Source organism: Burkholderia anthina (assembly GCF_902498995.1).
GTDB classification, from domain to species: Bacteria; Pseudomonadota; Gammaproteobacteria; order Burkholderiales; family Burkholderiaceae; genus Burkholderia; species Burkholderia anthina.
The window spans coordinates 1-26,726 of record NZ_CABVLY010000044.1; the positions used below are offsets into that span (position 1 = coordinate 1).

General features: G+C 68.9%; 23 protein-coding genes. 9 read left to right on the plus strand and 14 right to left on the minus strand.

The genetic code is table 11. The features are described from left to right. The 3 genes from BME24068_RS33530 to BME24068_RS33540 form a co-directional block, all read left to right on the plus strand. On the plus strand, positions 1 to 4,830 hold a 4,830-nt coding region (locus BME24068_RS33530; protein ID WP_174928662.1), incomplete at its 5' end, for a YadA-like family protein. Between the two features lie 46 nt (positions 4,831 to 4,876). Continuing rightward, positions 4,877 to 5,305: an outer membrane protein assembly factor BamE gene (locus tag BME24068_RS33535; protein WP_174928663.1), complete on the plus strand. Its 429-nt coding sequence runs from the start codon at positions 4,877 to 4,879 to the stop codon at positions 5,303 to 5,305. Positions 5,306 to 5,504: 199 nt separating this feature from the next. Beyond that, the gene (locus tag BME24068_RS33540) at positions 5,505 to 6,089 is read left to right on the plus strand and encodes a putative glycolipid-binding domain-containing protein (RefSeq protein WP_174928664.1); all 585 of its coding nucleotides are present in this window, start codon (positions 5,505 to 5,507) and stop codon (positions 6,087 to 6,089) included. Between the two features lie 27 nt (positions 6,090 to 6,116). Here BME24068_RS33540 and BME24068_RS33545 read toward each other — a convergent pair whose 3' ends face one another. Continuing rightward, complete coding sequence (locus BME24068_RS33545) at positions 6,117 to 7,106, minus strand: sulfonate ABC transporter substrate-binding protein (protein ID WP_174928665.1); 990 nt, start codon at positions 7,104 to 7,106, stop codon at positions 6,117 to 6,119. Between the two features lie 217 nt (positions 7,107 to 7,323). Next, positions 7,324 to 7,731, minus strand: coding sequence for a DUF427 domain-containing protein (locus tag BME24068_RS33550; protein ID WP_096503840.1), 408 nt, complete (start codon positions 7,729 to 7,731; stop codon positions 7,324 to 7,326). A gap of 291 nt (positions 7,732 to 8,022) precedes the next feature. Between BME24068_RS33550 and BME24068_RS33555 the strand changes: the two genes are divergently transcribed. After that, a complete protein-coding gene (locus tag BME24068_RS33555; RefSeq protein ID WP_174928666.1) occupies positions 8,023 to 9,684 on the plus strand; it encodes an ABC transporter substrate-binding protein in 1,662 nt (553 codons plus the stop codon). A gap of 47 nt (positions 9,685 to 9,731) precedes the next feature. On the opposite strand, the gene BME24068_RS33560 is transcribed toward BME24068_RS33555, so the two are convergent. The 6 genes from BME24068_RS33560 to BME24068_RS33585 form a co-directional block, all read right to left on the minus strand. Then, entirely contained in the window at positions 9,732 to 10,679 is a 948-nt protein-coding gene (locus BME24068_RS33560; protein ID WP_174928667.1) for a TauD/TfdA dioxygenase family protein, read from the minus strand. 178 nt (positions 10,680 to 10,857) lie between these two features. Then, a complete protein-coding gene (locus tag BME24068_RS33565; protein WP_174928668.1) occupies positions 10,858 to 11,814 on the minus strand; it encodes a TauD/TfdA dioxygenase family protein in 957 nt (318 codons plus the stop codon). A 177-nt stretch (positions 11,815 to 11,991) separates the two neighbouring features. Next, positions 11,992 to 12,837, minus strand: coding sequence for an ABC transporter ATP-binding protein (locus BME24068_RS33570; RefSeq protein WP_174928669.1), 846 nt, complete (start codon positions 12,835 to 12,837; stop codon positions 11,992 to 11,994). A 35-nt stretch (positions 12,838 to 12,872) separates the two neighbouring features. Continuing rightward, the gene (locus BME24068_RS33575; RefSeq protein WP_174928670.1) at positions 12,873 to 13,703 is read right to left on the minus strand and encodes an ABC transporter permease; all 831 of its coding nucleotides are present in this window, start codon (positions 13,701 to 13,703) and stop codon (positions 12,873 to 12,875) included. Positions 13,704 to 13,725: 22 nt separating this feature from the next. Next, positions 13,726 to 14,568 (minus strand): ABC transporter permease, encoded by an 843-nt coding sequence (locus BME24068_RS33580; protein ID WP_174928671.1) that lies wholly within the window; start codon positions 14,566 to 14,568, stop codon positions 13,726 to 13,728. 14 nt (positions 14,569 to 14,582) lie between these two features. Further along, on the minus strand, positions 14,583 to 15,650 hold the full coding sequence (locus BME24068_RS33585) for an ABC transporter substrate-binding protein (RefSeq protein ID WP_174928672.1): 1,068 nt from the start codon (positions 15,648 to 15,650) through the stop codon (positions 14,583 to 14,585). 218 nt (positions 15,651 to 15,868) lie between these two features. Between BME24068_RS33585 and BME24068_RS33590 the strand changes: the two genes are divergently transcribed. After that, positions 15,869 to 16,243, plus strand: coding sequence for a phage protein NinX family protein (locus BME24068_RS33590; RefSeq protein WP_174928673.1), 375 nt, complete (start codon positions 15,869 to 15,871; stop codon positions 16,241 to 16,243). Positions 16,244 to 16,272: 29 nt separating this feature from the next. Here the strand turns inward: BME24068_RS33590 and BME24068_RS33595 are convergent, their stop codons facing one another. Next, the gene (locus tag BME24068_RS33595; protein ID WP_174928674.1) at positions 16,273 to 17,268 is read right to left on the minus strand and encodes an ABC transporter substrate-binding protein; all 996 of its coding nucleotides are present in this window, start codon (positions 17,266 to 17,268) and stop codon (positions 16,273 to 16,275) included. Positions 17,269 to 17,405: 137 nt separating this feature from the next. Next, positions 17,406 to 18,284 carry a LysR family transcriptional regulator gene (locus tag BME24068_RS33600; protein ID WP_174928675.1) on the minus strand — a complete coding sequence of 293 codons (879 nt, stop codon included), beginning with the start codon at positions 18,282 to 18,284 and terminating at the stop codon, positions 17,406 to 17,408. A gap of 100 nt (positions 18,285 to 18,384) precedes the next feature. Here BME24068_RS33600 and BME24068_RS33605 point away from each other — a divergent pair, with 100 nt between their 5' ends. Continuing rightward, entirely contained in the window at positions 18,385 to 19,953 is a 1,569-nt protein-coding gene (locus BME24068_RS33605; RefSeq protein WP_174928676.1) for an MFS transporter, read from the plus strand. 89 nt (positions 19,954 to 20,042) lie between these two features. After that, positions 20,043 to 20,984 (plus strand): AEC family transporter, encoded by a 942-nt coding sequence (locus tag BME24068_RS33610; RefSeq protein WP_174928685.1) that lies wholly within the window; start codon positions 20,043 to 20,045, stop codon positions 20,982 to 20,984. A gap of 37 nt (positions 20,985 to 21,021) precedes the next feature. Here the strand turns inward: BME24068_RS33610 and BME24068_RS33615 are convergent, their stop codons facing one another. The 3 genes from BME24068_RS33615 to BME24068_RS33625 are packed head-to-tail and all read right to left on the minus strand — an operon-like array spanning position 21,022 to position 24,517. Next, positions 21,022 to 22,209: a LysR family transcriptional regulator gene (locus BME24068_RS33615; protein WP_174928677.1), complete on the minus strand. Its 1,188-nt coding sequence runs from the start codon at positions 22,207 to 22,209 to the stop codon at positions 21,022 to 21,024. A 24-nt stretch (positions 22,210 to 22,233) separates the two neighbouring features. Then, positions 22,234 to 22,962 carry an aspartate/glutamate racemase family protein gene (locus BME24068_RS33620; protein ID WP_098552438.1) on the minus strand — a complete coding sequence of 243 codons (729 nt, stop codon included), beginning with the start codon at positions 22,960 to 22,962 and terminating at the stop codon, positions 22,234 to 22,236. Between the two features lie 22 nt (positions 22,963 to 22,984). Further along, the gene (locus BME24068_RS33625) at positions 22,985 to 24,517 is read right to left on the minus strand and encodes an NCS1 family nucleobase:cation symporter-1 (RefSeq protein WP_174928678.1); all 1,533 of its coding nucleotides are present in this window, start codon (positions 24,515 to 24,517) and stop codon (positions 22,985 to 22,987) included. A 250-nt stretch (positions 24,518 to 24,767) separates the two neighbouring features. Between BME24068_RS33625 and BME24068_RS33630 the strand changes: the two genes are divergently transcribed. Then, complete coding sequence (locus tag BME24068_RS33630) at positions 24,768 to 25,049, plus strand: hypothetical protein (protein WP_174928679.1); 282 nt, start codon at positions 24,768 to 24,770, stop codon at positions 25,047 to 25,049. Positions 25,050 to 25,248: 199 nt separating this feature from the next. After that, positions 25,249 to 25,797 carry a DUF3005 domain-containing protein gene (locus BME24068_RS33635; protein WP_096503812.1) on the plus strand — a complete coding sequence of 183 codons (549 nt, stop codon included), beginning with the start codon at positions 25,249 to 25,251 and terminating at the stop codon, positions 25,795 to 25,797. Between the two features lie 56 nt (positions 25,798 to 25,853). On the opposite strand, the gene BME24068_RS33640 is transcribed toward BME24068_RS33635, so the two are convergent. Continuing rightward, positions 25,854 to 26,618 (minus strand): DUF4397 domain-containing protein, encoded by a 765-nt coding sequence (locus tag BME24068_RS33640; protein WP_174928680.1) that lies wholly within the window; start codon positions 26,616 to 26,618, stop codon positions 25,854 to 25,856. Positions 26,619 to 26,726: the final 108 nt, after the last annotated feature.

Consider the following 26,726-nt stretch of genomic DNA (forward strand, 5'->3'; position numbering starts at 1 on the left):
AACGTGACGACGAGCGGCAACGCGAGCGGCACGTCGATGACGGCGATCAAGCCGGGCGACACGATGACGGTCGACGGTGGCAAGAACATTTCCCTGACGCAGGACGGTTCGACGATCTCGATTGCGACGAGCGACACACCGACGTTCACGAGCGTAGGAATCGACAATGGTGGCCCGATGCTGTCGGATTCGGGTCTCGACATGGCGAACCAGAAGATCACGAACGTCGCACCGGGTGACGTGTCATCGACCAGCACCGACGCAGTAAACGGTTCTCAGTTGAACGACACGAATCAGAAGGTGCAGCAGGCAAGCGATCAGGCGGTGAAGTACGACACGAACCCGGACGGCTCGGTCAACTACAACAGCGTGACGCTGAACCCCGGTGGCTCGCCGGCGAAGCTCGGCAATGTGGCGGCCGGAGATGTGTCGGCGACCAGCACGGACGCGATCAACGGTTCACAGCTGTACGAAACGAACCAGAGCGTGACGAAGTTGGGCGACACGCTCAACAACATTGCCGGCGATACGAGCGAGACGTACACCGATCAAAACGGGATCGGTATCCGCTACGCACGCACGAACGAATCCGGTCTCGCGCAGACCGATGCGTTCGCACAGTCCCCGGGCAGCACGGCCGTCGGTTACGCGGCAACCGCAAGTGCGGACAACGCACTGGCCCTGGGTCGGGAAACGACGGCCTCGCATGCAGGCAGCGTCGCACTGGGCGCGAACGCTATCGCGGACGGCGCGACGCTCGGCAACGCCGCGTACAACCCTGGCACGGGCCCGCTCGCCGGCACGACTCCAGTCGGCGAAGTGAGCGTCGGCAGCAGCGGTGCGGAACGCCGGATCACGAACGTAGCGGCGGGCGCGGAAGACACGGACGCGGTGAACGTGAGCCAGTTGAAGGCGTTGCAATCGAGCGTCGGTGATGTGAGCGATCGTGCGGTGAAGTACGACGGCAAGCCTGGCGATCCGAAAACGCAGATCACGCTCGAAGGTCCAACATCGACAGACGGCGGCAAGACGGGCGGCACGAAGCTTACGAACGTTGCGCAAGGCGACGTATCGGCAAGTAGTTCGGACGCCGTGAACGGTTCGCAACTTCACCAGACGAACCAGACCGTGAACAACGTGGGCGACAGCACGGCCTCGGTGATTGGCGGCGGTGCATCGTACGACCCGGCAACCGGCAAGGTCACGGGGCCGACGTACAACATCGCGGGTGGCCAGCAGACGACGATCAGCGACGCGATCAACGCGTTGAATCAAGGCTGGAACGTGACGACGAGCGGCAACGCGAGCGGCACGTCGATGACGGCGATCAAGCCGGGCGACACGATGACGGTCGACGGCGGCAAGAATATTTCCCTGACGCAGGACGGTTCGAAGATCTCGATTGCGACGAGCGATACGCCGACGTTCACGAGTGTGGGAATCGACAATGGTGGCCCGGTGCTTTCGGGTTCGGGTCTCGACATGGCGAACCAGAAGATCACCCATGTCGCGCCCGGCGAGGTGTCGTCGGCGAGTACAGACGCAATCAATGGCTCGCAACTGAACGACACGAATCAGAAGATCAAGCAGGCAAGCGACCAAGCGGTGAAGTACGACACGAACCCGGACGGCTCGGTTAACTACAACAGCGTGACGCTGAACCCCGGTGGCTCGCCGGCGAAGCTTGGCAACGTGGCGGCCGGAGATGTGTCGGCGACCAGCACGGATGCGGTGAACGGCTCGCAGTTGCACCAGACGAACCAGACGGTGAACAACCAAGGCAACAGCACGGCCTCGGTGATTGGCGGCGGTGCATCGTACGACCCGGCAACCGGCAAGGTCACGGGCCCGACATACAACATCGCAGGCGGCCAGCAGACGACGATCAGCGATGCGATCAACGCGTTGAATCAAGGCTGGAACGTCACAACGAGCGGCAATGCAAGCGGCACGTCGGTGACGGCGATCAAGCCGGGCGACACGATGACGGTCGACGGCGGCAAGAACATTTCCCTGACGCAGGACGGTTCGAAGATCTCGATCGCAACGAGCGACACGCCGACGTTCGCGAGTGTGGGAATCGACAACGGCGGGCCGGTGCTGTCGGGTTCGGGTCTCGACATGGCGAGCCAGAAGATCACGAACGTCGCGCCGGGTGACGTTTCGGCGAGTAGCACCGACGCAGTCAACGGTTCGCAGTTGAACGACACGAACCAGAAGGTGCAGCAGGCAAGTGACCAGGCGGTGAAGTACGACACGAATCCGGACGGTTCGGTTAACTACAACAGCGTGACGCTGAACCCCGGTGGCTCGCCGGTGAAGCTCGGCAACGTGGCGGCAGGAGATGTGTCGGCGACCAGCACGGACGTAGTCAATGGTTCACAGCTGTACGAAACGAACCAGAGCGTGACGAAGTTGGGCGACACGCTCAACAACATTGCCGGCGATACGAGCGAGACGTACACCGATCAAAACGGGATCGGTATCCGCTACGCACGCACGAACGAATCCGGTCTCGCGCAGACCGATGCGTTCGCACAGTCCCCGGGCAGCACGGCCGTCGGTTACGCGGCAACCGCAAGTGCGGACAACGCACTGGCCCTGGGTCGGGAAACGACGGCCTCGCATGCAGGCAGCGTCGCACTGGGCGCGACCGCGATCGCGAACGGCGCGACGCTGGGCAACGCCGCGTACAACCCTGGCACGGGCCCGCTCGCCGGCACGACTCCGGTCGGCGAAGTGAGCGTCGGCAGCAGCGGTGCGGAACGCCGGATCACGAACGTCGCGGCGGGCGCGGAAGACACGGACGCGGTGAACGTGAGCCAGTTGAAGGCATTGCAATCGAGCGTTGGTGATGTGAGCGATCGTGCGGTGAAGTACGACGGTAACCCGGGCGACCCGAAGACGCAGATCACGCTGGAAGGCGCGGCCTCGACGGACGGCGGGAAGACGGGCGGCACGAAGATCACGAACGTGGCGCAAGGCGACGTATCGGCCAACAGTACGGACGCGATCAACGGTTCACAACTCAACGAAACGAACCAGAACGTGACGAAGCTGGGCGACACGATCACGAATATTGCGGGTGACACGAGCCAGTCGTACACGGATCAGAACGGAATCGGCATTCGCTACGCACGCACGAACGAAGCGGGCTTGCCGCAAACGGATGCCTTTGCGCAAGCACCGGGCAGCACGGCTGTCGGCTATGCAGCAACCGCGAGTGCAGACAACGCACTGGCGCTGGGCCGTGAGGCATCGGCCACGCATGCGGGCAGCGTCGCACTGGGTGCGAACGCGATCGCGGACGGCGCGACGCTCGGCAATGCCGCGTACAACCCGGGCACTGGCCCGCTCGCCGGCACGACTCCGGTCGGCGAAGTAAGCATCGGCAGCAGCGGTGCGGAACGCCGGATCACGAACGTCGCGGCGGGCGCGGAAGACACGGACGCAGTGAACGTGAGCCAGCTGAAATCGGTGGAAGCGAACCTCGGCGACCTGAGCGCGGGTGCTGTGAAGTACGACCGCAATCCCGACGGCTCGATCGACTACACGCACGTGACGCTGAACCCGGGCGGCGTGCCGACGACGATCTCGAACGTCGCGGCGGGCGAACTGTCGGCGACGAGCACGGACGCGGTCAACGGTTCGCAACTCTACGAGACGAATCAGAACGTGACGCGACTGGGCGACCAGGTCGACAACATCGCGAACGGCGGCGGCATCAAGTACTTCCACGCGAACGGCGGTGCGACGCCGCTGCCGGATTCCCGGGCGAATGGCGCCGGCAGCACGGCGATGGGGCCGGCGGCGAACGCGAACGGGGCGAACTCGGTCGCGGTCGGCAACGGCGCGGTCGCGAACAAGGATGGCGACGTCGCGCTGGGCGCGGGCTCGGTGGCCGATCGTGGCGCCGAGAAATACAAGGGCAAGTATTCCGGCGCGGACAACACGACGGCCGGCACGGTGTCGGTCGGCGCGCCGGGCGCCGAGCGCACGATCAGCAACGTGGCCGACGGCCGCGAGGCGACGGATGCGGTGAACGTGCGCCAGCTCGACGGTGCGGTCGAGGAGGCGAAGCAATACACCGACGACAGCATCAAGAAGGTCGCGGGCGATGTCGTCGAGGTTGGCGACAAGCTGGACAAGCTCGGCGATCGCGTGACGAACGTCGAAGGCGACGTGACCAACATCAAGAACGGCGCGGGCGGCATGTTCCAGGTCAGCCAGGATCAGACGCCGGTCGCGCCGTCCGCGAGCGGCAGCAATTCGGTGGCGGGCGGTGCAGGCGCGGTCGCGTCGGGCTCGAACAGCACGGCGCTCGGCAACCAGGCGAGCGCGACGGGCAGCAGTTCGACGGCGGTCGGTAACGGCGCGAAGGCGTCGGGCAACAACGCGGTCGCGCTGGGCGCGGGTTCCGACGGCAGCCGCGACAACGCGGTGTCGGTGGGCGCGGTGGGCCAGGAGCGCCAGATCGTCAACGTCGCGCCCGGCACGGCGGGCACCGATGCGGTCAACGTCAACCAGTTGCACGACATGGCGCGCGGCCTCGGCAGCCAGATCGCCGGCGTGCGCAACGACATGCAGAGCATGGACCACCGCCTGACCGCGGGTGTCGCCGCCGCGATGGCGATGGCGGGCCTGCCGCAGGCATACCTGCCGGGCCGGAGCATGGTCGCGATCGGTGGCGGGACGTGGCGCGGCGAAAGCGGTGTCGCGCTTGGCCTGTCGACGGTGTCCGACAACGGCAACTGGGTCGTCAAGGGCAGCGCGAGCAGCACGTCGCGCGGGGATGTCGGCGCGTCGGTCGGCGTCGGCTACCAGTGGTAAGCACGCGCCCCTCATGAATGCCATTCACATTGGAAATCAACGATCCATGCACAATCAGCAACAGCGTCTATCCGGGCCGGCCGCGCGCGCGGCGGCCGCGGCCTGTCTCGCCGTGGCCCTCGCGGGCTGCGGCAGCCTCAGCACCGTCGCGCCGGAAGGCACGGCCGATCGGCCCGTGTTCCCGGACGCGAGCCGCGCGACCGTCAAGGACGGCGCGTGGCCGAACCCCGACAACCTGCGCAGCGTGCGCGCCGGCATGAGCAAGGCGCAGCTTTACGCGCTGCTCGGCACGCCGCATTTCTCCGAAGGGCTGATCGGCGTGCGCGAATGGGATTACCTGTTCCATCTGCAGTCGAAGGACGGTCCGATCCTGTGCCAGTACAAGGTGTTGTTCGACCAGGACCGGCTGGCGCGCACGTTCCTGTGGAAGCCCGCAAGCTGCGCGGACGCGCTCGGTCAGGCCGACGGTTCGTAACGCGCCGCACGCCGGCATCGGGCGTCGCCCGCCGTTCGCTTCCAGCGCGAGCGGCGGCGCGCGTCGTGTTCGTCCAGGAGGCGGCCCGCCCGCCGTGTCGCGCCACCGCGTGTGTTTGCCGGCGCAGTGAGCGAAAATCGATCTCCGGTGCGATCGCATCGATCGTACCGACAGCACGCATCGACCGACAGGAGACGACATGACGCAACCGGACGAAGCGGCGCGCACGCGCTGCGTTGCATGGCAGATCGAGCAGAGCTGGCAGGCGGTCGAATGGTGCCGGCTGGCCGAGTCGCGCACGGGCATTGACTTGTCGGGCTCGGTCGCGGGCGTGCTCGACGGCACGCCGTTTCGCGTCGACTACGCGATTGCATGCGATGCGGACTGGCTGACGCGGTCGGTGCGCGTGAACGACTGGCTCGGCACGGCGCCGCCGCGGCGGCGCGATATCCGGTGCGAAGCAGGGCGATGGACGATCGACGGTGCCGACGCGCCGGCGCTCGATGGCGCGACCGACATCGATCTCGGCTTCAGTCCGTCGACCAATACGCTGCCGATCCGGCGTCTCGGGCTGGAAGTGGGTGCATCGGCCGTGATCCGCACGGCATGGCTGCGTTTTCCGGACTTCGACATCGTGCGCGGCGAGCAGCGCTATGCGCGTACGGCGAAGAATGTGTACCGCTACGAGAGCGGCACGTATGCGGCCGACATCGCGATCGACGACGCGGGCCTCGTCACCGACTACGACGAATGGCGGCGCATCGGTGCGACGCGCTCGCGTTGACCGCGTCGCAGCGGCAATACGTCGACGTCAGCGGGCGTTGGCCACCGTCACCTTGCCGGGAATCAGCTTCAGCGTGCTGAACGCGTCGGCGATGTTCTGCTGATACGCGAGCGTTGCGTCGGTGATCGGCTGCACGCCGTAGCCGGCCCGCTTCAGCGCGACTTCGAGCGTCGGCGCGTCGAGGCCGACGAGCGGCGACAGTTGCGCGGCGACTTCCGGAATATGGTCGCGTCCCCAGCGGTCGACCGCGTCGACTTCCTCGAGCAGCGTGCGCACCACCTGCGGCTGCGCGGCCGCATATTTGCGCGCGGCGAGGTAGTACTGCGTGTTGCGCACGAGCCCGTCGCCGTTCGCGACGACGCGCGCGCCGAGCTGCCGTTCGGCGGCCGCCAGATACGGATCCCAGATCACCCAGGCATCGACGCTGCGCTGCACGAACGCGGCGCGCGCGTCGGCGGGCGTCAGGTAGATCGGCTGGATGTCGGCATACGTGAGGCCCGCGTGCTCGAGCGCCTTCACGAGCAGGTAGTGCACGTTCGAACCCTTGTTGAACGCGACCTTCTTGCCGCGCAGCTGCGCGACGTTGCGGATCGGCGAATCGGGCAGCACGACGATCGCCTCGCCGTGCGGCGCGGGCGGTTCGTTGCCGATGTAGACGAAATCGACGCCGGCCGCCTGCGCGAAGATCGGCGGCGTTTCGCCGACCGTGCCGACGTCGATCGCGCCGGCGTTCAGCCCTTCGAGCAATTGCGGGCCGGCCGGAAACTCCAGCCATTGCACCGTGACGCCCTGGCTCGCGAGCCGCTTCTCGAGGGTGCCGCGCGCCTTGAGCACGACGAAGTTGCCGTATTTCTGGAAACCGATGCGCAGCCGCGTGCCGCCTTGTGCGTACGCGGGCAGCCCCGCGAGCGGGCCGAGCGCGAGCCCGGCCAGCCCGGCGGCCGCGCCATGCAGCAACCGGCGGCGGCGCGGGTTTTCCGGGGTCGTTTCAACGTGTGCGTATGGCGTGTCGTTCATCGAGGCGTCCTGCTTGCGGGTTCACGGGCCGCGCGGGCATGCGGCGCGGTCGGCGCAGGACGGAGCCGGATGCGGGCGATGCGCGCAGCCGGCCGGCCCGCGCCGGATTCAGGACGATACGGCCGCGCGGGTTGGCGGCCAACCAATGAATCCGCATATGCAAATCAGCGGCGGGACATAGGGGCGGCAAGGGCGGCGCGGCGCCCGGCGGCTGTGCTCAGTCGGTGCCGAGCGGGCTTTCCTCGATCGAGTCGACCCGATCCGGATAGAACGCAAGATGGGCGCGAATCGATTCGACGGCCGGATACGGATGCTCGTACGTCCATACCGCGTCGGTCGCGCGCGCGCCGCCGGCCGGAATCGAGTAGTACGCGCAATCGCCCTTGTACGGGCAGTACGTCGCGTGGTCGGTGCGTTGCAACAGCGCCATGTCGGCATCCTCGCGCGGGATGTACAGCACGGCCGGATAGCTGGCCTCGCGCAGCGCCAGCGCGCGACGCGTATCGGCGACGACCTTGCCGGCCACCTTGACGACGACGCGCGACGGATGCGGTTCGATCGTGATCGGATGATCGGGGCCCGGCGACTTCACGGGACGAGAGGGCGTATCGGGACGAGTCGACATCGTGGGTCCTCCAGGAAGTGGCGGCGCGCCCGGCAGGCACGCCGGCGTTGGCCAACCGATACGATGCGCCAATTCCGCGGAAGCTGCAGGGGGACGGAAGGCGGTGCGCCGAGCGTGCCGTATCCGTGCCGTACCGCCGGCTTTCGACGCTCGCATGGACGTTCTCGTGCAGCGGCAGCGGGATGCATTCGCCGCGATAAGCAACGCCGAATTAATTGGTAAGCGATCGGCGGGATGCGCGCGAAGATCGGCGGTCGTCATTCACGTGACCGTCTCTTTCCTTCCGCCATCATGAAGATTCCATTCGCCTCATCCGTCGCGCGTCGTGCGCGGCGCGCATTGCATGCCGGTGTGGCGCTACGTGGCGTGGCCGCGTCGCTGCTGCTCGCCGGTGCGGTTTCGCACGCGTTCGCCGCACCGGCCGGCAAGACGCTCGTGTACTGCACCGAAGGCAGCCCGGCCGGCTTCGATCCGGGCCAGCACACGACGAGTACCGATTTCGACGCGAGCACGTACACGGTCTACAACGGGCTCGTGCAGTTCAAGCGCGGCACGCTCGATCTCGTGCCGTCGCTCGCGACGCGCTGGGACGTGTCGGCCGATCAGCGCGTCTATACGTTTCACCTGCGGCACGACGTGAAGTTCCAGACGACGGCATGGTTCAAGCCGACGCACCCGTTCCAGGCGGACGACGTCGTGTTCACGTTCCGCCGGATGCTCGACCCGGACGATCCGTTCCGCAAGGCCTATCCGGCCAGCTTCCCGTACTTCAGCGATCTCGGCTTCGATCGCAACATCGAGCGCATCGAGAAAGTCGACGACTACACGGTGCGCTTCGTACTGAAGTCGCCCGACGTCGTGTTCGTGCGCAATCTTGCGATGGCGTTCGCTTCGGTCCTGTCGGCCGAATATGCATCGCAGCTCGCGGCGCGTCATCGCGAGGCCGACATCAACCAGTTTCCGGTCGGCACGGGGCCGTTCCAGTTGCGCACGTACCAGAAGGACGCGCTGATCCGCTACGACGCGAATCCCGACTACTGGAAGCCGGACGATGTGAAGCTCGCGCATCTGGTGTTCGCGATCACGCCGGATCCGGCCGCGCGGCTGCAGAAGCTGGTCGCCGGCGAGTGCCAGGTGTCGGTGTTCCCGCGTCCGGCCGATCTGGAGACGGTGCGGCGCGACCCGAAGCTGACGCTGTTCTCGGGGATGGGCTTCAACGTCGGTTTCGTCGCATACAACACGCAGCATCCGCCGCTCGATCGCGTCGACGTGCGGCGCGCGCTCGATATCGCGATCGACAAGGCGGCGATCGTCAAGACCGTGTTCAACGGTGACGCGAAGATCGCGACGAACCCGATGCCGCCGTCGCAATGGTCGTACAACCCGCGCCTGAAGGACGCGCCGCGCGATCCGGCCGCCGCGAAGGCGCTGCTCGCGCAGGCGGGTTTCCCGAACGGTTTCGACCTGACGCTGTGGGCGATGCCGGTGCAGCGCCCGTACAACCCGAATGCGCAGTTGATGGCGCAACTGATCCAGCAGGACTGGGCGAAGATCGGCGTGCGCGCGAAGATCGTCAGCTACGAATGGGGTGAGTACAACCGCCGCGCGAAGCACGACGGCCAGCACGACGCGATCCTGTACGGCTGGTCGGGCGACAACGGCGACCCCGACAACTGGCTCGGCACGCTGCTCGGCTGCGACGCGGTGCACGGCAGCAATCTCGCCAAATGGTGCAACGCGGACTTCGAGCGGCTCGTCGATGCGGCGCGCACGAACGCGGACGTCGCGAAGCGCACGTCGCTCTACGAGCAGGCGCAGGTCGTGTTCAAGGATCAGGTGCCGTTCACGCCGATCGCCACGTCGATCGTGTCGCTGCCGGTGTCGAAGCGCGTGCACGGGCTCACGTTCTCGCCGCTCGGCGGGCACCGGTTCGACGGCGTGTGGCTGGATTGAACGAGGGAGACAAGCCCGGCGCGCGCGTGCGCGCCGGTTGTTGCCGGTCAGTTCAGTGCGACCGCCGCGGCCGCCTCGACGGGCGAGCCTTCGAGTGCGACGGACGGACGGCCGTCGGGACCGACCGGCACGTCGCCGACGAGCGTGGTGCGATAGAGCTGGCGATCGAAGTCGAGATCGAAGATGTCGACGGGCGCGAGATGCGCGGTCGCGCGGTTGTCCCAGAACGCGATGCTGCGCGGCTCCCACTTGAAGCGGATCGTGAATTCCGGCCGCGTCACGTGTTCCCACAGCAGTTCGAGCAGCGCCTGGCTTTCGCGCGGCGTGAGCCCGACGATCGACTTCAGGAAACTCGGGCTCACGTACAGCGCGCGTTCGCCGGTCTCCGGATGCACGCGTACCAGCGGATGCTCGGTCACGAGCGGGCGGCGCTCGACGGCGGCGTCGAACGCGCCGGTCGCGCGGGCGCCGGCCGGCGGCGTGAAGCGATGAATGCCGCGCAGGCCGTCGACGAAACCGCGCAGCGGCGCGGACAGCGTTTCATAGGCGCGCACGAGGTTGGTCCACTGCGTGTCGCCGCCGTACGGCGGAATCGTCACGCCGCGCAGGATCGATGCCCACGGCGGATTGACGGCGGCCGTCACGTCGGTGTGCCAGCCCGTCCACGGCCGGCGTACCGGCTCGCCTTCGAAGCGCGTCGCCTTGCGGTGCTTCGCGATCGAATAGACGGCCGGATGACCGTCGACGTGCCCGAATACCGGGTGGCCGACCGTCGGCTCGCCGAACTGCGCGGAGAACGCGACGTGCTGCTCGTGCGTGAGGAATTGCTCGCGAAAGAAGATCACGCGCCACGTCAGCAGCGCCGCGCGAATCGCGGCGATCTGCGGCGTGGTCAACGGCTGGGTGAGGTCGACGCCGCGTATCTCCGCGCCGATGTGGGCGGACAGCGGAATCACGTCGACCGGCTGGGCGGCGGGTTCGAGTAGGGCGCTCATGCAACGCTCCTGGCGGAAGTGGACGGGGTGGACGGCCGGCGACATCGTTGCGCATGCACGCGTCGGCCCGGTGGCGGGAAGGTCATGGTCGGCTCCTCCGGTCGGGAATGCAGGGATACGGTGATGTGGAAGCGGGACCGCGCATGGCGGCGGCCGGTGCCGCCGCCATGCGCGAACCTCATTGCAGCGTGGCGCCCGGCCCCTTCAGCACGACGCTGCGGCGGCCGTCGATGCCGACCGGCACGTCGCCGTGAACGGTCGCGCGACGCACGACGCGGCGCGCATCGCCGTAGTCGTTGATCGCGTAGTGCTGCGTTGCGCGGTTGTCCCAGATCGCGACGTCGCCTTGCTGCCAGTTCCAGCGCACGGTGTTCTCGAGCCGCGTCACGTGTTCGTGCAGCACCTGCAGCAGATGCGCGGAATCCTGCGACGACAGCCCCTTGATCTTCTGCACGAAGTGCCCGAGCACGAGCGTGCGCTCGCCGGTCTCCGGATGCACGCGCACGACGGGATGCTCGGTCTCGTAGACGGTCGACGTGAACACTTCGCGGTAGCGCTTCAGTTGCGTGTCGTCGGCATGCACGTGCGTCGACGCGTAGTCGTATGCGTTCGTGTGCAATGCCCACAGCGTGTCGACGAGGGCGCGCAGCGATTCCGGCAGGTGCGTGTAGGCGGCCGCGGTGTTGGCCCACACGGTGTCGCCGCCGAACGGCGGGATCACGACCGCACGCAGGATCGACACCTTCGGGTAGGCATCGACGAACGTCACGTCGGTATGCCACGAGTTGGCGCGCGCGCCGTGCGCGGAATCGAGTTCGAGCAGATGCGCGCTGCCGTCGACGGACGGCACGGTCGGGTGCGCGACGGTGTCGCCGAAGCGGCGTGCGAACGCTTCTTGCGCGGCGTCGTCGAGATGGCCCTGGTTGCGGAAGAACAGCACCTTGTGGCGCAGCAGCGCGGCGTGGATCGCGTCGAACGTCGCGTCGTCGAGCGTGCCCGACAGCCGGACGCCGGCGATTTCGGCGCCGATCCGGCCGGCGACCTGGCGAAGCTGAAGCGGATCGGCCGCCGTGCGCGGCGCGGCGGCGTGCGAAGCATGCGATGACGGGTGAGCGGCGTGCTGGACTTCGGACATCGGGAGTCTCCTGGTCGGGTCGGTTGAGTCTCCATTCAAGCAGGGACCGCGCGGAACCGGAACCGATGAATCGTCACAACCTTAGCGTGCGCCGTGATGATCGATATGTGTCGTCATGCTGAACGAACCGCGCGCGACAGGCTGCGCTGCCGCGCGACGCAGGCCGGGCCGCGCGTGCTACCACGCGAGCCGCCATTCGCCGATGCGGTGCGCATCGGCTGGAGCGATCCGGGCGCCACCGTCGCCGCCGTCGCCCGGCGGCTCGCGATCGTCGAAATCGGCGAGCACCGTGTCGCGCAGCCGCGCGAATTCCGGCGCATCGCGCCGGCGCGGACGCGGCAACGCAACGTCGACGATGCGCTCGATGCGCCCCGGGCGCGGCGCCATCGTGACGACGCGGTCACCCAGGTACACGGCCTCGTCGACGTCGTGCGTGACGAGCACCATCGTGATGCGCTCTTGCTCCCAGATGCGCAGCAGCTCGTTTTGCATGCGCGCGCGCGTCTGCGCGTCGAGCGCGCCGAACGGCTCGTCGAGCAGCAGCACGCGCGGCCGGTTCACGAGGCCGCGCGCGATCGCGACGCGCTGCGCCATCCCGCCCGACAACTGGTTCGGGTACGCATGCTCGAAGCCGTTCAGCCCGACGAGCGCGATGTGCTCGGCCACCGCGCGCCGCTTTTGCGCGGCGTCGAGCGGTGCGTTGCGCAGCGCGGCCTCGACGTTCTGCGCGACGGTCAGCCACGGAAACAGCCGGTGATCCTGAAACACGATCCCGCGCTGCAGCGACGTATCGCGCACGAGCGCGTCGCCGGCGCGGATTTCGCCTGCATAGTCGGTATCGAGCCCCGCGATCAGCCGCAGCAACGTCGACTTGCCGCAGCCGCTCGCGCCGACGATCGTCACGAACTCGCCGGCGCGCACGTGCAGCGACACGTCGTCGAGTACGGCGAGCGTCGCGCCGCGTTGCGCATAGCGCTTGCTCACATGGAGGATATCGAGCGAATCGGAAGCGAGGGTCGTCATGGCGGAAAGGGAAGCGGCAGGAAGGAAGATGGCGATTACCGTTGCAGGTCGCCGCGACGGGCCAGCGCCTTGCGCTCGATCGCGCGCGCGACCGCGTTCAGCGCCCAGCCGGTCACGCCGACGACGATGATCCCGAACAGCACGAGGTCCATCCGGAACTGCTCGCTGCCGTCGATCAGCGTGTTGCCGATCCCGCTGCCCGCGACGAGCAGGTATTCGGCGCCGAGCGTCGCGAGCCACGAATAGATGAGACCGAGATACAGCCCGGTGAAGATCGACGGCAGCGCGGCGGGCAGGATCACGTAGCGCACGAGCTGAAGCCGCGAGTAGCGCAGCGCGCGTGCGACGTCGACATAGGTACGCGGCACCGCGTGAATGCCGTCGCACGTGTGGGCCGCTACCGGCAGCAGCGCGGCGAGCGACAGGAACACGACCTTGGCGACGTCGCCGAGGCCGAACCACACGGAAATCAGCGGAATCCACGCGAACAGCGAGATCTGCTTGAACGTGTCGAAGCTCGGGCCGACGATGCGCGCCGCGATGCGCGACAGCCCGAGCGCGGTGCCGAGCAGCAGGCCGCCCGTCGCGCCGATCGCGAAGCCGCACGCTTCGCGCGCGAGCGATGCCGACAGCGCACGCGCGAGCGCGCCGCTGGTCGTCTGCGTCCACGCGGTGTGCAGCACGTCGGCCGGGCCGACCAGCAGCCCGCTTTTGACGAGATGCGCGACGGAGATCGCCCACCAGATCGCGAGCGCGGCGAGGGGCAGAACGAAGCCGCGCCAGTCGGGTGCGGACAGGCGGCGGGTGAGTGCGGGCGCGGCGGCGGCCGGCGCGGCGTTCGGCGTGGACGGGGCGGAAGGCGGCACGAAAAGGCTCCTTGAATCGGGTTCAACCGCGAAACGCGGACGGCACGCCGCGGCGCAGCCGGGCTTCGAGCGCATCGAGCAGCCGGTTGATCGCGAAGCCGACCGCGCCGACCACGATCACCGCGGCCATTACGAGATCGAGCTGGAACAGCTGGCGCCCGTACACGATCAGGTAGCCGAGCCCTTCCGACGACGCGACGAGTTCGACCACGACGAGCGCGAGCCACGATTTCGTGAACGCGAGCCGCACGCCGGTCGCGAGCGTCGGGATCGCGGCGGGCAGCACGATATGGAGAATGCGCTGGCGCCGCGTGTAGCCGAAGATGCGCGCGACTTCGTCGAGCGCGGGCGGCGTCTGGCGGAAGCCCTGCAGCGTGCTCAACGTGACGGGGACCAGCGCCGCGTGCGCGATCAGCAGGTACTTCAGCGGTTCGCCGACGCCGACGAGCAGCAGCAGGAACGGCAGCCAGCCGAGCACGGGAATCTGCACGAGCGCGTTGAAGCTCGGCAGCACGTACGCTTCGAGCGTGCGCGACAGGCCGAGCGCCGCGCCGGTGGCGAAGCCGAGCAGCGCGCCGATCGCGAAGCCGACCAGCACGCGCTGCAGGCTGATCAGCGTATTGCGCGCGAGATCGCCGCTTGCCGCGAGTTCGGAGAGCGAGTCGGCCACCTGTTCGGGCGGCGGCAGGATCTGCGGTGCGATCCAGCCGCGCGCGCTGCCGACGGTCCACAGTGCGAACAGCAGCGCGGGCAGCGCCCACGGCGCGAGCAGCCACGCGACGCGTTTCGCGGCCGCGGCGCGGGACGGCCGCGCGGCGAGCGCATGCGGGTCGGACGACGAAATCGGGATCGCGGTGTCGCTCATCGGGGCGGGTCCGGTCAGGAGAGGGGCTTGCCGGTCGCGTCGTAACGCGGCCAGTAGTGTTCGAGCTTCTGCGCGCGCAACGCGTTGTCGAGATACTTCGGCTCGAACCAGCCGTCGATGTCGACCGGCTGGCGGATCAGCTTCAGCTTCAGCGCATCCTGCGCGACGGCCTTGTAGCGCGCGATCACGAACGGATCGATCAGCGGCGACAGCCGGTCCTTCAAGCGCTGGTTCGCATAGTCGGCCTGCCACGATGCATACGGCACGCCGCTCTTCGCCCACAGCTTGAACAGCGCATCGCGGTTCGCCTCGTCGGACGACCATTGCGCGCCCTTCACGAACGCGTCGACCACGCGCTGCACGATGTCGGGATGCGCGCGCTCGAAATCGTCGAGCACGAGCAGGTGGGTCTGGCGCGTGAACTGCGGGCCGTCGTTCTGCGATTCGTAGATGATCTTCGCGAGCCCCGCGTCGCGCAGCTTGTACAGCTGATAGTCGCCCACCGATGCATCGATGCCCTTCGAGGCGAGCGCGGCGAGCGCACTCGCGGAGTCCAGATTGATCACGCGCAGGTCGCGCTCGCTCAGGCCGTTCTTCGCGAGCGCGTTGTCGGCGACGAGCTGCAGGTTGGTGCCGCGGAAGATCGATACGCGACGGCCTTTCAGGTCCGTGATCGAGCGGATGTCGGAGTCGGGCGGCACGGCGATCTTGATGCCCGAGCGCACGCTCGCGGCGAGCAGCAGGTGCGTCTTGATCCCGTTCGCGCGCGCGAGCACGGCCGGCAGGTCGCCCTGGTACGCGAAGTCGAGCGCCTTGTTGGCGATCGCTTCGTTGACGGCCGGGCCCGCGCCCTTGAAGAACAGCCACTGCACCTTGATGCCGTCGGCCGCGAATTCCTTTTCGACGAGCTGCTGGAGCTGTACGGTGGCCCCGCTCGACCCGCCGAAGGTCGGCGGATCGCCGGCGCCCTGCTGGGCGACGCCGATGCGGATGGTAGTGGGCTTGTCGGCGTGCGCGGCGGCGGCCGGCAGCGCAACGAGGGACGCGATCAGCAGCGATCGCAGCAGGCGCAGTGGAAGCATGAATCGATCGGTCGGGAGAACGTTGGGAAACGCGGGCCGGGGCCCGGTACGTCGAATCATTCTCGATGACGCGTCCGGCGGCGGACAAGCAACGATTTGAACTATGCTTATCGCGTGGCGGCGGGTGACGAAACCCGTCGCGATCGAATGCAGCCGATGCGGCTGCGCGGGCAACGAACAGCGCGCCTGTCGTTCATGCGACGGCCACGGAGACAGCCATGCAAGTCCACGACCTGACCGGCCCGCCGCTCGATTTCTGGGTGGCGATGGTGGAAGCGCTCGGCGCGCCGCGCGTCGACGCCGCGGGATGCACGGTCGTTCGCGAGCCGGGCGGTGCGCCGGTGCCGTATGCGCCGTCGTCGGCGTGGGCGGATGGCGGCCCGCTCGTCGAGCGGCTGCCGTTCGCTGCGTTCGAACGCGACGGCGGCCACGGCGCGTGGCGCGCGGTGCTGCATCGCGCGGTGTCGGCGGCCGGCGAGCGCTGCACGTTCAATCAGTCGGGGCCGACGCTGCTGGTCGCCGCGATGCGCACGCTGGTCGCATCGACGTTCGGCGACGACGTGCCGGATCTGGACATGTCGAAGCCGCGATAAGCGCGGCAGCGCTTAGGGTGCCTGCCGCGTTACGCGGCCGACAGGTTGCGTACCGCGATCGACGCGACGTCGACGCGTTTCGGCAGGATCGCATCGGCCGCCGCGCGATCGGCGACGCGCTGCAGCACGTCGATGTCCGCACCGGTGAGCGCGCGTTGCGCGAGCGCCGCACGGCGTGCGATGTCGGACGCCGCATCGCGGGGCAGGCGCGTGAGCGACGCATAGACGCTCGCGTAATCGGCTGGGTGGGCGAGCGCCCACTGGCCGGCGCGGGCGAGCCGCGCGAGCACGTCCGACAGCGCCGCGCGCTTCGCTCGATCGTCGAGCGTGTCGACCGGCGACGTGAGGAACGCAAGCCCCGAATTGATCCCGCTGCCGTCGCGCACGATGCGCGCGCCGCGCCGCACCACGTGTCCGTAATACGGATCGAAGGTCGCCCAGATGCCGATCTGCTTCGCCTCGAACGCGGCGAACGCATCGACCGGCAGCACGAAGCGCACGTCGACGTCGCCCGGCGCGAGGCCGTGTTCGCGCAATGCGCCGTAGAGCTGGTATTGCGAGATGCTGCCGCGCGCCGACGATACGACGACGGTGCGCCCCTTCAGGTCCGCGACCGTACGGACCGGCGAATCGGGCTGGACGACGATGCCGAGCGACGCCGGCGAGCCGACGCGCGTCGCGACGATCCGCAGCGCCGGATCGCCGAGCGCGGCCGTCAGCACGGGCAGGTCGCCGGCCGGTGCGAGATCGATCGCGCCCGCGCGCTGCGCTTCGAACAGCGGCGCGGCGCCCTGGAAATTTGCCCAGCGAAACCGGTACGGCGCGCCGTCGAGCACGCGCGCGGCTTCGGCCAGCGCGCGCAGGCCGCCGGCCTGGTCGCCGAGCACCAGCGTGACGTTCGACAGGTCGGCGCCGGCCGCGCGGGCGGCGGTGGACAGTGCGGCGGCGCCCGCAAGCGGCGCGGCGGCCAGCGCGGCCACGCGCAGCAGTGCGCGGCGGCGGGCCGGGGCGGGGGGCGAAGTCATCGGCGGCAGGTCCTCGGAGATCCGCGCGCGGGCCGCGCGGCTGCCGGGCAGATTACGGAATCGGTTTTGCGCGGGCAAACATCGAATCGCGAAATGCTTATTCGCTTATGGATAGGGCGTGGTGTGGTGCGCCACGCTCACACGGCGGCCGGCATCGCGCGCAGGAACGCCCGCACCGCGGGCGCCTTCTCGAAGCGCCGATGCGCGAGCGCGAGTTCGGACATGATCGGCTTGCCCGCGATCGGCCGGTACACGACGCCCGGCAACGATACGCAGCCGGCGAGCACATCCGGAATCACGGCGACCCAGCCGTTCACCGACACGCACGCGAGCACCGCGAGCAAGCCGCCCGGCCGCGCGGCGATCACCGGCGCGAAGCGGCCGCGGCGCGCGACTTCGAGCGTGCCGCGTTCCTGTTCCGGCACCGCGAAGCGCGCGTCGGCGAGATCGGCGGCGCGCACGGTGGTCATCGACGCATAACGCGAATCGGCCGGCACGGCCGCGACGAACACGTCGCGCTGCAGCGTGACGATCCGCAGCCCGCCGGGCAGCGGCAACGGCGGGCGCACGTACGCGAGATCGAGGCGGCCGGCGTCGAGCTGCTTTGCAACATCGTCCATCGGCACTTCACGCAGGTTCAGTTCGATGCGCGGGTGCGCGGTGCGGAATGCGCCGACGGTGCGCTGCAGCGTGCCCGAATAGACGGCCGACGACACGTAACCGATCTCGATCCGGCCGAGTTCGCCGCGCTCGGCCAGCGCGGCGAGTTCGCGGCCGCGCTGCAGGTGCTCGAAGGCGGCGCTCGCCTCCGCGAGAAACGCTTCGCCGGCCGCGCTCAGCGTGACCGCGCGGCGCGACCGATGGAACAGCCGCACGCCGAGCAGCCGTTCGGCTTCCTGGATCTGCCGCGTGAGCGCGGGCGGCGCCATGTCGAGCGCCTCGGCCGCGCGCGCGAAATGCAGATGCTGCGCGACGCCGAGGAACGCGCGGACATGGCGGAATTCGAGCGGATTCATGATTGCAATTTTCGTCAATTAAACAGCGTTGGTGTGTCAATGACAGGCAATACCGGACGAGCCTAGCATACGACTCTTCCTTCAAGGTCCGGAGCCGCCGATGTCCGATTTGTCCCCCGCGCCGCACACGGGCGCGTCCGCCGCCGCGCGCGCGGGCACCCGCCTGCCGGCTGCCGCGACGCTCGCGGTCGCGTCGGCGACGTGCTCGCTGATCGTGCTCGACACGAATGTCGTCGCGGTATCGCTGCCGAGCATCGCGCGCAGTTTCCATGCGAGCTTCGCCGACATCGAATGGGTCGTGAGCGCGTACATGACCGCGTTCGCCGCGTGCCTGCTGCCGGCCGGCGGGCTCGCCGACCGCTTCGGGCGCAAGCGGATGCTCGGCGCGGGGCTCGCGCTGTTCGCGCTCGCGTCGCTCGGCTGCGGCATCGCGCCGTCGGCCGGCTGGCTGATCGCCGCGCGCGCGGTGAAGGGGGCGGGCGCGGCGCTGTTGCTGACGGCCGCGCTCGCGGTGATCGCGAACCGTTTTCCGGACGGGCGCGAACGGGCCCGCGCGTGGGCGATCTGGGGAATGTGCATGGGGATCGCGACGGCCGTCGCGCCGCTCGTCGGCGGCGCGATCACGCAGTGGATCGGCTGGCGCTGGGTGTTCCTGCTGAACCTGCCGGTGTGTGCGCTGCTGGCCGTCGGCGCGCGGGCGGCGATCGACGAGTCGCGCGATCCGCACGCGAAACGCGTGGATGCGGCAGGCAGCCTGCTGTTCGGCGCGGCACTTGCGTGCGCGATCGCGGCGCTGATCGGCGCGCCGTCGCACGGCTGGCTGGCGGCCGCGACGCTCGGCCGGCTCGCGCTCGCCGCGGCGCTGCTGGCCGCGTTCATCGGCGCGGAGCGCTGGCAGGCGCGGCCGATGATCGAGCTCGCGCTGTTCCGCCAGCCGCGCTTCGTCGGCGCGGTGCTCGCGATGTTCGGCTATGCGGCGTGCGCGCAGGTGATGATGACCTTCCTGCCGCTGTACCTGCAGAACGCGTTCGGGATGTCGGCGATCGACGCGGGGCTCGGCATGCTGCCGTTCGCGGCCGCGATGATCGCCGGGCCGTCGCTCGGCGCGATGCTGGCGGCGCGCGTGTCGTCCGGCGGCGTGCTGGCCGGCGGGCTCGCGCTGATCGGCGCGGGCAATCTCGCGACCGCGGCGCTGACGGCCGGCGGCGACTACCGGCTCGTCGCGCTCGGCATGTTCGTGACGGGCTGCGGCGCCGGCATCATGAACGGCGACACGCAGAAGGCGATCATGGCCTGCGTGCCGCCGAATCGCACGGGCATGGCGTCGGGCATCAGCACGACGACCCGTTTCTCCGCGATCGTGACGGCCGTCGGCGTGCTCGGCGCGGTGCTGGCCGCGAATACGCACGCGCAGCTCGACCGGCTGCTGTCCGCCGCACCGGGGTTGCGCGGGTTCGTCGATGCGCCGTTCATGTCGAGCCTGCTGGCCGGCGATCTCGCGCAGGCGCTGGCGCGCGTGCCGCCGTCGGCCGCGCGCACGCTCGCGCAAGCGGCGCCCGCGGCGTTCGCGAGCGGGTTCGCGGCGGCGCTGACAGTGAGCGGCGGGCTCGCGCTCGTGGCCGCCGTCGTTGCATACAAGTTGCTTTCACAACCGATGCGCAACGCGTGATCCGCGCGGCAATGGCCGCGTTGCCCATTGCACGCGACGACGCGGAGCCGTTAAGCTTGCGCGTTCCGGTTTCACGCAGCGTGTTCAAGATGTCATCGACGATCGAGATTCTGTTGCCCGTGTTCGGGCTGATCGCGGCAGGGTTCCTGTGCCGCCGGCGGGGCGTACTCGGGCCGGCGGCGGCTTCCGAGCTCAACCGGTTCGTCGTGTGGCTCGCGCTGCCGGCGCTGCTGTTCCAGATCATGGCGCACGCGTCGTGGCACCAGCTCTATCAGCCGGCATTCGTTGCGACGTTCGCGCTGACCTGCGCGCTCGTGTTCGTCGGCGTGCTCGCGTGGCGGCTCTTCGCGGGGCGCGGGCTGGCCGATGCGAGCATCGACGCGATCGCCGCGTCGTATCCGAACACCGGCTATCTCGGCTTTCCGCTGTGCCTGCTTGCGTTCGGCACCGAGAGCCTCACGCCGACCACGATCGCGACCATCCTCGTCGCCTGCGTGCTGTTCGCCGGCGCGATCGTGCTGATCGAGATCGGGCTGCAGCGCGATCGCGCGCCGCTCAAGCTGATGTGGAAGGTAGTCGGTGCGCTGCTGCGCAATCCGCTGATCGTCGCGCCGCTGGCCGGCGTCTGCGTGTCGGCTGCGCAGGTGCCGCTCGGTGCGCCGGTCGAGACTTTCCTCAAGCTGCTCGGCGCGGCCGCGAGCCCGTGCGCGCTCGTCAGTCTCGGGCTGTTTCTCGCGGAAAAGCGCGACGCGACCGGCGCCGCGCCGCGCGGCAGCATCGCGCTGACGGCGGTCAAGCTGTTCGTGCAGCCGGCGCTGGCGTGGTGGCTCGGCGTGCGCGTGTTCGCGATGCCGCCCGTGCTCGCGCAGATCGCCGTCGTGCTGGCGGCGCTGCCGACCGGCACCGGGCCGTACATGCTGGCCGAATTCTACGGACGCGAAGCGCACGTGACGTCGCGCACGATCCTGCTGTCGACGCTCGGGTCGATCCTCTCGCTATCGGTGCTGCTCGCGATCGCGCGGCACGCGTGACGTCGTGCGGCCGGTGCGACGCGTGCCGCTCGCGCGCTCAGTGCGACTTCGTCGCGATCCGGTGAATGCGCGCCGCACGCGCGACGCGCGGCCGCCGTGCCGCACCGCAATGTACCGGCTGCCGGCGGCGCGTGCGCCGCGCGGGGTCCGCAGAGGGAGAGGCAGCGCCGGTGGCGGGCGCGGCTGACGCACTCGTGCGCGCATCATCCGCATGCGCGGCAACCGCCGCGACGGCCGGTTGCGCGGCCTCGGCTTCGAGCCAGCTGCGCGTCGCTTCGGCGATCAGCCCGCGCAACCAGCGCACGCCGTCGACGCACGATCCCGATTCGTTCCACGTCATCCGGTAGACGATGTCCGGCGGCTCGGCCGGCAGCGCGACCGCGCCGAGCGGCAGCAGCTTCGCGTAGTGACGCGCGAGCCGGTACGTGGTGGTCAGGATCAGGTCGGAGCGCACGAGTGCATGCGCGGCAAGTTCGAAGTGCGGCAGCGTGACGACGATCCGCCGCTGCAGGCCGACGCGTTCGAGCTGCCGGTCGATCGCGCCGGACGCTTCGAGCCACGACGGCGTCGGACACAGCTGCGCGGCCCGCGCGAACTCGTCCGCCGTCATCGCGCCGCGCCGCGCGAGCGGATGCGTCGCGCGCATCAGGCACACGACGCGATCGTCGAACAGGTCGTCCTGGCGGAATCGCGACAGACGCGCCGCGCGGTTGTCGATCACGACGTCGAGTTCGCCGTCGGCCAGCGCGCGTTCGTCGTCGAAGCCGTCGCCGAGCGGGTGGAACACGAGCTGCGCGTTCGGCGCGCGTTCGCGGAACAGCGCGACGAGCTTCGGCACGAACAGCACGTTCAGGTAGTCGGGGCAGCCGATCCGGTAGGTGCGCACCGACGTGCGCGCGTCGAACGTCGGCTGCTGGATGCGGATGAAGTCGATCACGCGCAGCGCGTTGCGCAGCGGCTCGATCAGGCGCGCGCCGAACTCGGTCGGCACCATCCCGTAGCGGCTGCGCACCAGCAGCGGATCGCCGAGCAGCGTGCGCAGGCGTTTGAGCGCCGCGCTCGTCGCGGGCTGCGACATGTTCAGCCGCACGGCGGCGCGCGACACGGTGCGCTCGGTGAGCAGCACGAGCAGGATGCGCATCAGCCGCGCGTCCAGCACGTCGAGCGCGCCCGTGGCGTCGCACGCGTCGGAGCGAAGGCTGGCCGGTGCTGGTGCGTCCCGCATGTCGCTACGCGCTCGCGCGGCTCGTCATTTGACGAAGGTGCCGGGCCAGCCGACGATCCGCTTCGGACGCGGCGGCGCGTACGTGCGGACCTTCGACGTCTTCAGCTTCAGGCGCACCAGCGATTCGGCGAGCGCGACCGCGGCCGACACGCCGTCAACCACGGGCACGCCCGTGCATTCCTCGATCTGCCGGTCGAGGCCGGCCATGCCGCCGCAGCCGAGGCAGATCACTTCGGCGTGATCGTCCTTCACCGCGCGCTGCGCCTCGCCGACGATCGATTCGATCGCACGCGCCGGATTCTCCTCGAGCTCGAGCACCGCGAGACCGCTCGCGCGCACCGACGCGCAGCGCGCATCAAGCCCGGCGAGCTTCAGGCGATCCTCGATCAGCGGCACCGTGCGGTCGAGCGTCGTGACGACGGAGTAGCGGTGGCCGAGCAGCATCGCGACGCTCGCGGCTGCTTCGGTGATATCGACGACGGGCACCGTCAGCAGTTCCTGCAAGCCTTCGCGGCCGTGCTCGCCATAGCCGGCCTGGATCACCGCGTCATACGGTTCGTCGTAGCTCAACACGCGCTCCATCACGGCGATCGCCGCGAGGTAGCTCTCGAAGTTGCCTTCGACCGACTCCGCGCCGAAGCGCGGCGTCAGCCCGACGATCTCCGTGCCGGGGGAGGCCGCGGCCTGCGCTTGCGCGGCGATGGCGTCGGTGATCGATTCGGTCGTGTTGACGTTGACTACCAGGATTCTCATCGGTGTACTCCGTGTGCGTGCATCAGTGTTGGGCGCAGGGGATCGCGATGTGTTCGCCCGAGCGCTCCTCGTATTGCCGTTTGCGATCGGCCGTCAGCCAGTACACGCTGCCCGCGATGGCGGCGCCGAGCAGCCACGAGAACGGCGTCAGCGCGCTGAAGGCCGGCACGACGGCGAGCGTGATCGAGATCAGCGCGGACGGCACGAGCGCCGCGAGCGCCTTGCGGTTCACGCCGCCCTTGTAGAAATACGCGCCGGTCGGCGCTTCGGTGTAGAGGTCCGGCACGTTCACGCGCTGCTTGCGTACGAGCCAGTAGTCGACCGTGATGATCCCGTACAGCGGGCCGAGCAGCGCGCCCAGGCCGGACAGGAAGTAGACGATCACGACCGGGCTGTTGTACAGGTTCCACGGCAGGATCAGCACCGCGATCGTCGCGCTGATCAGGCCCGCGCGGCGGAACGACAGGCGGTGCGGCGCGAGGCTCGTCAGCACGAAGGCCGGCGCGACGAAGTTCGCCATGATGTTCACCGCGACCGTCACGATCAGGAAGGCGAGGCAGCCGAGCACGAGGAACAGCTTGTTCGGCACCGTCGCGATGATTTCCGTCGGGCTGTGGATGATGTGGCCGTTCAGCTTGAACTGCGCGCCCGCGAGCACGAAGCTGATCGTCGCGAACACCAGGATGTTGACCGGCAGGCCCCAGAAGTTGCCGACCCGCACCGTCTTCGCGCTCGGCGACGAGCGTGCGAAATCGCAGAAGTTGAGCACCAGCGTGCCGTAGATCGCGAGCCACAGCGAGCCGCCCGCGAACACCTCGGTCCACATCTTCAGGCCGGTCATCGGCTTGCCGATCGACAGCGCGAGATGGCCGCCCGTGCGGCTATACATCCATGCGGCGAGCGACAGCGTCGTGACGAGGATCACCGGGCCGGCGAGCCCTTCGTACTTGCGGACCATTTCCATCCCGTACGTGAGGATGCCGATCTGTACGAGCCAGATCGCGACGAACGTGATCCAGCCGAGCGACGACAGCCCGAAGATCGCGTTCTGGTCGAACGCGGCGAGGCCCGGCCAGATCGCGGTGAGCAGCACGCGCAGCACGACCGACGCGAGATAGGTCTGGATGCCGAACCATGCGATCGCGATCACCGCGCGGATCATCGCGGGCAGCATCGCGCCGTAGATGCCGAAGCTCATCCGGCTGATCACCGGGAACGGCACGCCGGTCTTCTGGCCCATGTAGCCGGTGAGATTCATGAAGCTGTAGACGAGCACCGCGCCGATCGCGAGCGCGGCGAGCATCTGCCAGCCCGACAGGCCGAGCGCGAACAGGCCGATGGCGAACGAATAGTTCGCGATGTTGTGCACGTCGTTGGTCCACAGCGCAAAGATGCTGTAGCGGCCCCAGGTGCGGCCTTCGGCCTGGGTCGGCGCGAGGTCGGGGTTGTGCAGCCGCGGGCTCAGCGCGGGGTCGCGCGTGGCCGTATCGGTTCGATGCGATGCGTCGTCCGCGCCGAGCACGATGCCCGGGCCGTGGGTAGCTTCCAGTTGCACGCCTTGTCTCCTTCCATGTGCGGGGGCGCGAACCGGCAGCGTGTGCACGCAGCGCGGGCCCGGCCACCGTGGACGTTATGTCTCGGATTTGTTCGCGAGTATGGGCGGCGGCCACAACGATGGGAAATTAAATATTCGGTTGGGCGTCATTTGAAAAATGAATGGGGCGCGATCGCCGGCCGGCCGCCGCCGGAGGCACGCGAATTGCGGGTCGACGGGCTCCATCCACATCGACATCAGCGGAGGTGTCATGCAGCGATATTCCTTTCGTCACGTATCGCGAGCCGTCTTCGCCGGCATCCTGATCGCCGGCCTGGCGGCGGGGGCGGGCTGTCAGAAGAAGGGCGACAACGACACCGGCACCGGTGCGAGCTCCGACACGAGCGCCACGGGCGGCATGTCGGCTGCGCCGTCCACCGCGCCGTCGGGCACGCCCGGCAGCGGCGCGGCCGGCGCCGACACCGGGACGACCGGCGGCGGCGCGAGCATGCCGGATGCGGCTTCCGCACCGGCTGGCGCGAGCGGCGGCTGACCGTCAGGCGCAGGCGGCGCGCGCCATGTGCGCGGCCGCCGCCTGCCGGGCGTCATGAGGTCGTGCGGGCGCGGCACGTGCGCCGGGTGACGCGCGTGCGCGCCGCGCCGTGCGTGAAAGATTTGCAAGGACCGTTGTAGCGATTCCCGGACCGGCGCCGTGCATCCCGCCGGCGCACGCCGTCCGGAAAGGAGGTGCGATGCAGAACGCGGAATCGAACCCAACCCCGAAACAGCAGCGGGAACAGATCGAGCAAAGCCCGGTAAAGACGCCGGCGGCCGGCGGCATGCCGGATGCCGCGGCCCGGGCCGCCGAAGTCGCGAAGCGGCCGCAGACGCCCGAAACGATCGCGGCGAAAGCGCCGACCGGCCTGCCGCCGATCGACGTCGGTGCGCATGCGGTCGACAGCGGCGATCCGGTGCGCCGTGCGGCGGGCCGGATCGTGACGCTCGACAACGCGAACATGGCGATGACGGACAACACGGTCGACGTCGACGGCAAGGGCATGGAAGCGCGCACCGGCGCGACCGAATGGCACGACAACGTGATCTATTCGAACGCGTCGCTCGACGATGCGGTCGACACCCCGGACGAAGGGCTCGGCGGTATCGAGAGCCGTCCGTCCGGCAACCTGCCGCGGATCGCGACGCGGCCCGGCTGGCGCGTGAGTCATGTCGGCGACGTCGAGATCGAGCACGGCGACGGCACGCGCGCCGAGCATGTGATCCGCCTCGAGCGGGGCGACTGACGGGCGGATGGCGCGACGCCCCGCCGGGCGTCGGGGCGTCGGGCGCGCGGCGCCGCTTATTGCGGGCCGAGTTCCTGCGCGGAGGTGTCGGCGTCGTTGCCTTGCGCGACCAGCACGTGGACGTCGTTCGGCGTGACGTCGCCGATGCCGCCGGACGGAATCGTCACCAGCAACCAGTCGGCGTTGTTGTTGAGCGCCACCGGCGCGGTCGTCAGGATCGGCGACTTGCTGCCGGCGGTCGTGACGATCACCTGGTAGTTGCCGCCGTTCAGGTAGACGGAATCCTGGCCCGATGCGGGCGACGCGTTCTGATAGGCGGTGCCGGACAGCGTCGGGCTTTGCGTCGTGATGTCGGTGCCCGGTGGCACGACGTATACGTCGACGTTCTGTGCGTTCGGCGATGCGTTGAAGGTGCGCACGCGCGCCTTGTCGGACAGCAGGCCCTTGTCGTATGGATCGTCGATCACCGAGATCGGCGACGCGGTGCTCGGCAGCGCGATCGTGGTGTAGTGGTGGCCGTTCGCCGCGCTGAACGATTGCGATGCGATCGTCGTCGTCGTGCCCGATACGTCGTAGCTGGCGTTCTGCGTGCCGGAATCGACGTCGTGATAGCGCGTGACGCCCTTGTACGCGACGCCGGATGCGTCGACCTTCGCATTCAGGTAGTAGTCGAGGTTCGGGCCGGCCGGCACGGCGTTGATGAAGCGTGCCTGCGGCTTCGAGATCCCGAGCTCGGTGCCGACGTCGTTGCCGTCGCCGCCGCATGCGGTGAGCACGGAAATGACCGAGCACAGCGCCACGATCGTTCGTATGGATTTCATTGTCGTCCTCTCGTTCAGGGGAGCCTGCTTGCGATGCGGGTCGCCGCGCGAAGCGTTGCGCGGTGCGCAGCGCCGGTTGAAGGATGAATGCCGTCCGCCGGATGGCGG

Coding starts and splice junctions, on each gene's coding strand:
- BME24068_RS33620 (WP_098552438.1), bottom strand. CDS start 22,962: ATGAGAATCCTGGTAGTCAACGTCAACACGACCGAATCGATCACCGAC.
- BME24068_RS33595 (WP_174928674.1), bottom strand. CDS start 17,268: ATGACTTCGCCCCCCGCCCCGGCCCGCCGCCGCGCACTGCTGCGCGTG.
- BME24068_RS33615 (WP_174928677.1), bottom strand. CDS start 22,209: ATGCGGGACGCACCAGCACCGGCCAGCCTTCGCTCCGACGCGTGCGAC.
- BME24068_RS33565 (WP_174928668.1), bottom strand. CDS start 11,814: ATGTCCGAAGTCCAGCACGCCGCTCACCCGTCATCGCATGCTTCGCAC.
- BME24068_RS33635 (WP_096503812.1), top strand. CDS start 25,249: ATGCAGAACGCGGAATCGAACCCAACCCCGAAACAGCAGCGGGAACAG.
- BME24068_RS33590 (WP_174928673.1), top strand. CDS start 15,869: ATGCAAGTCCACGACCTGACCGGCCCGCCGCTCGATTTCTGGGTGGCG.
- BME24068_RS33605 (WP_174928676.1), top strand. CDS start 18,385: ATGTCCGATTTGTCCCCCGCGCCGCACACGGGCGCGTCCGCCGCCGCG.
- BME24068_RS33545 (WP_174928665.1), bottom strand. CDS start 7,106: ATGAACGACACGCCATACGCACACGTTGAAACGACCCCGGAAAACCCG.
- BME24068_RS33600 (WP_174928675.1), bottom strand. CDS start 18,284: ATGAATCCGCTCGAATTCCGCCATGTCCGCGCGTTCCTCGGCGTCGCG.
- BME24068_RS33570 (WP_174928669.1), bottom strand. CDS start 12,837: ATGACGACCCTCGCTTCCGATTCGCTCGATATCCTCCATGTGAGCAAG.
- BME24068_RS33610 (WP_174928685.1), top strand. CDS start 20,043: ATGTCATCGACGATCGAGATTCTGTTGCCCGTGTTCGGGCTGATCGCG.
- BME24068_RS33550 (WP_096503840.1), bottom strand. CDS start 7,731: ATGTCGACTCGTCCCGATACGCCCTCTCGTCCCGTGAAGTCGCCGGGC.
- BME24068_RS33535 (WP_174928663.1), top strand. CDS start 4,877: ATGCACAATCAGCAACAGCGTCTATCCGGGCCGGCCGCGCGCGCGGCG.
- BME24068_RS33630 (WP_174928679.1), top strand. CDS start 24,768: ATGCAGCGATATTCCTTTCGTCACGTATCGCGAGCCGTCTTCGCCGGC.
- BME24068_RS33640 (WP_174928680.1), bottom strand. CDS start 26,618: ATGAAATCCATACGAACGATCGTGGCGCTGTGCTCGGTCATTTCCGTG.
- BME24068_RS33580 (WP_174928671.1), bottom strand. CDS start 14,568: ATGAGCGACACCGCGATCCCGATTTCGTCGTCCGACCCGCATGCGCTC.
- BME24068_RS33555 (WP_174928666.1), top strand. CDS start 8,023: ATGAAGATTCCATTCGCCTCATCCGTCGCGCGTCGTGCGCGGCGCGCA.
- BME24068_RS33560 (WP_174928667.1), bottom strand. CDS start 10,679: ATGAGCGCCCTACTCGAACCCGCCGCCCAGCCGGTCGACGTGATTCCG.
- BME24068_RS33585 (WP_174928672.1), bottom strand. CDS start 15,650: ATGCTTCCACTGCGCCTGCTGCGATCGCTGCTGATCGCGTCCCTCGTT.
- BME24068_RS33540 (WP_174928664.1), top strand. CDS start 5,505: ATGACGCAACCGGACGAAGCGGCGCGCACGCGCTGCGTTGCATGGCAG.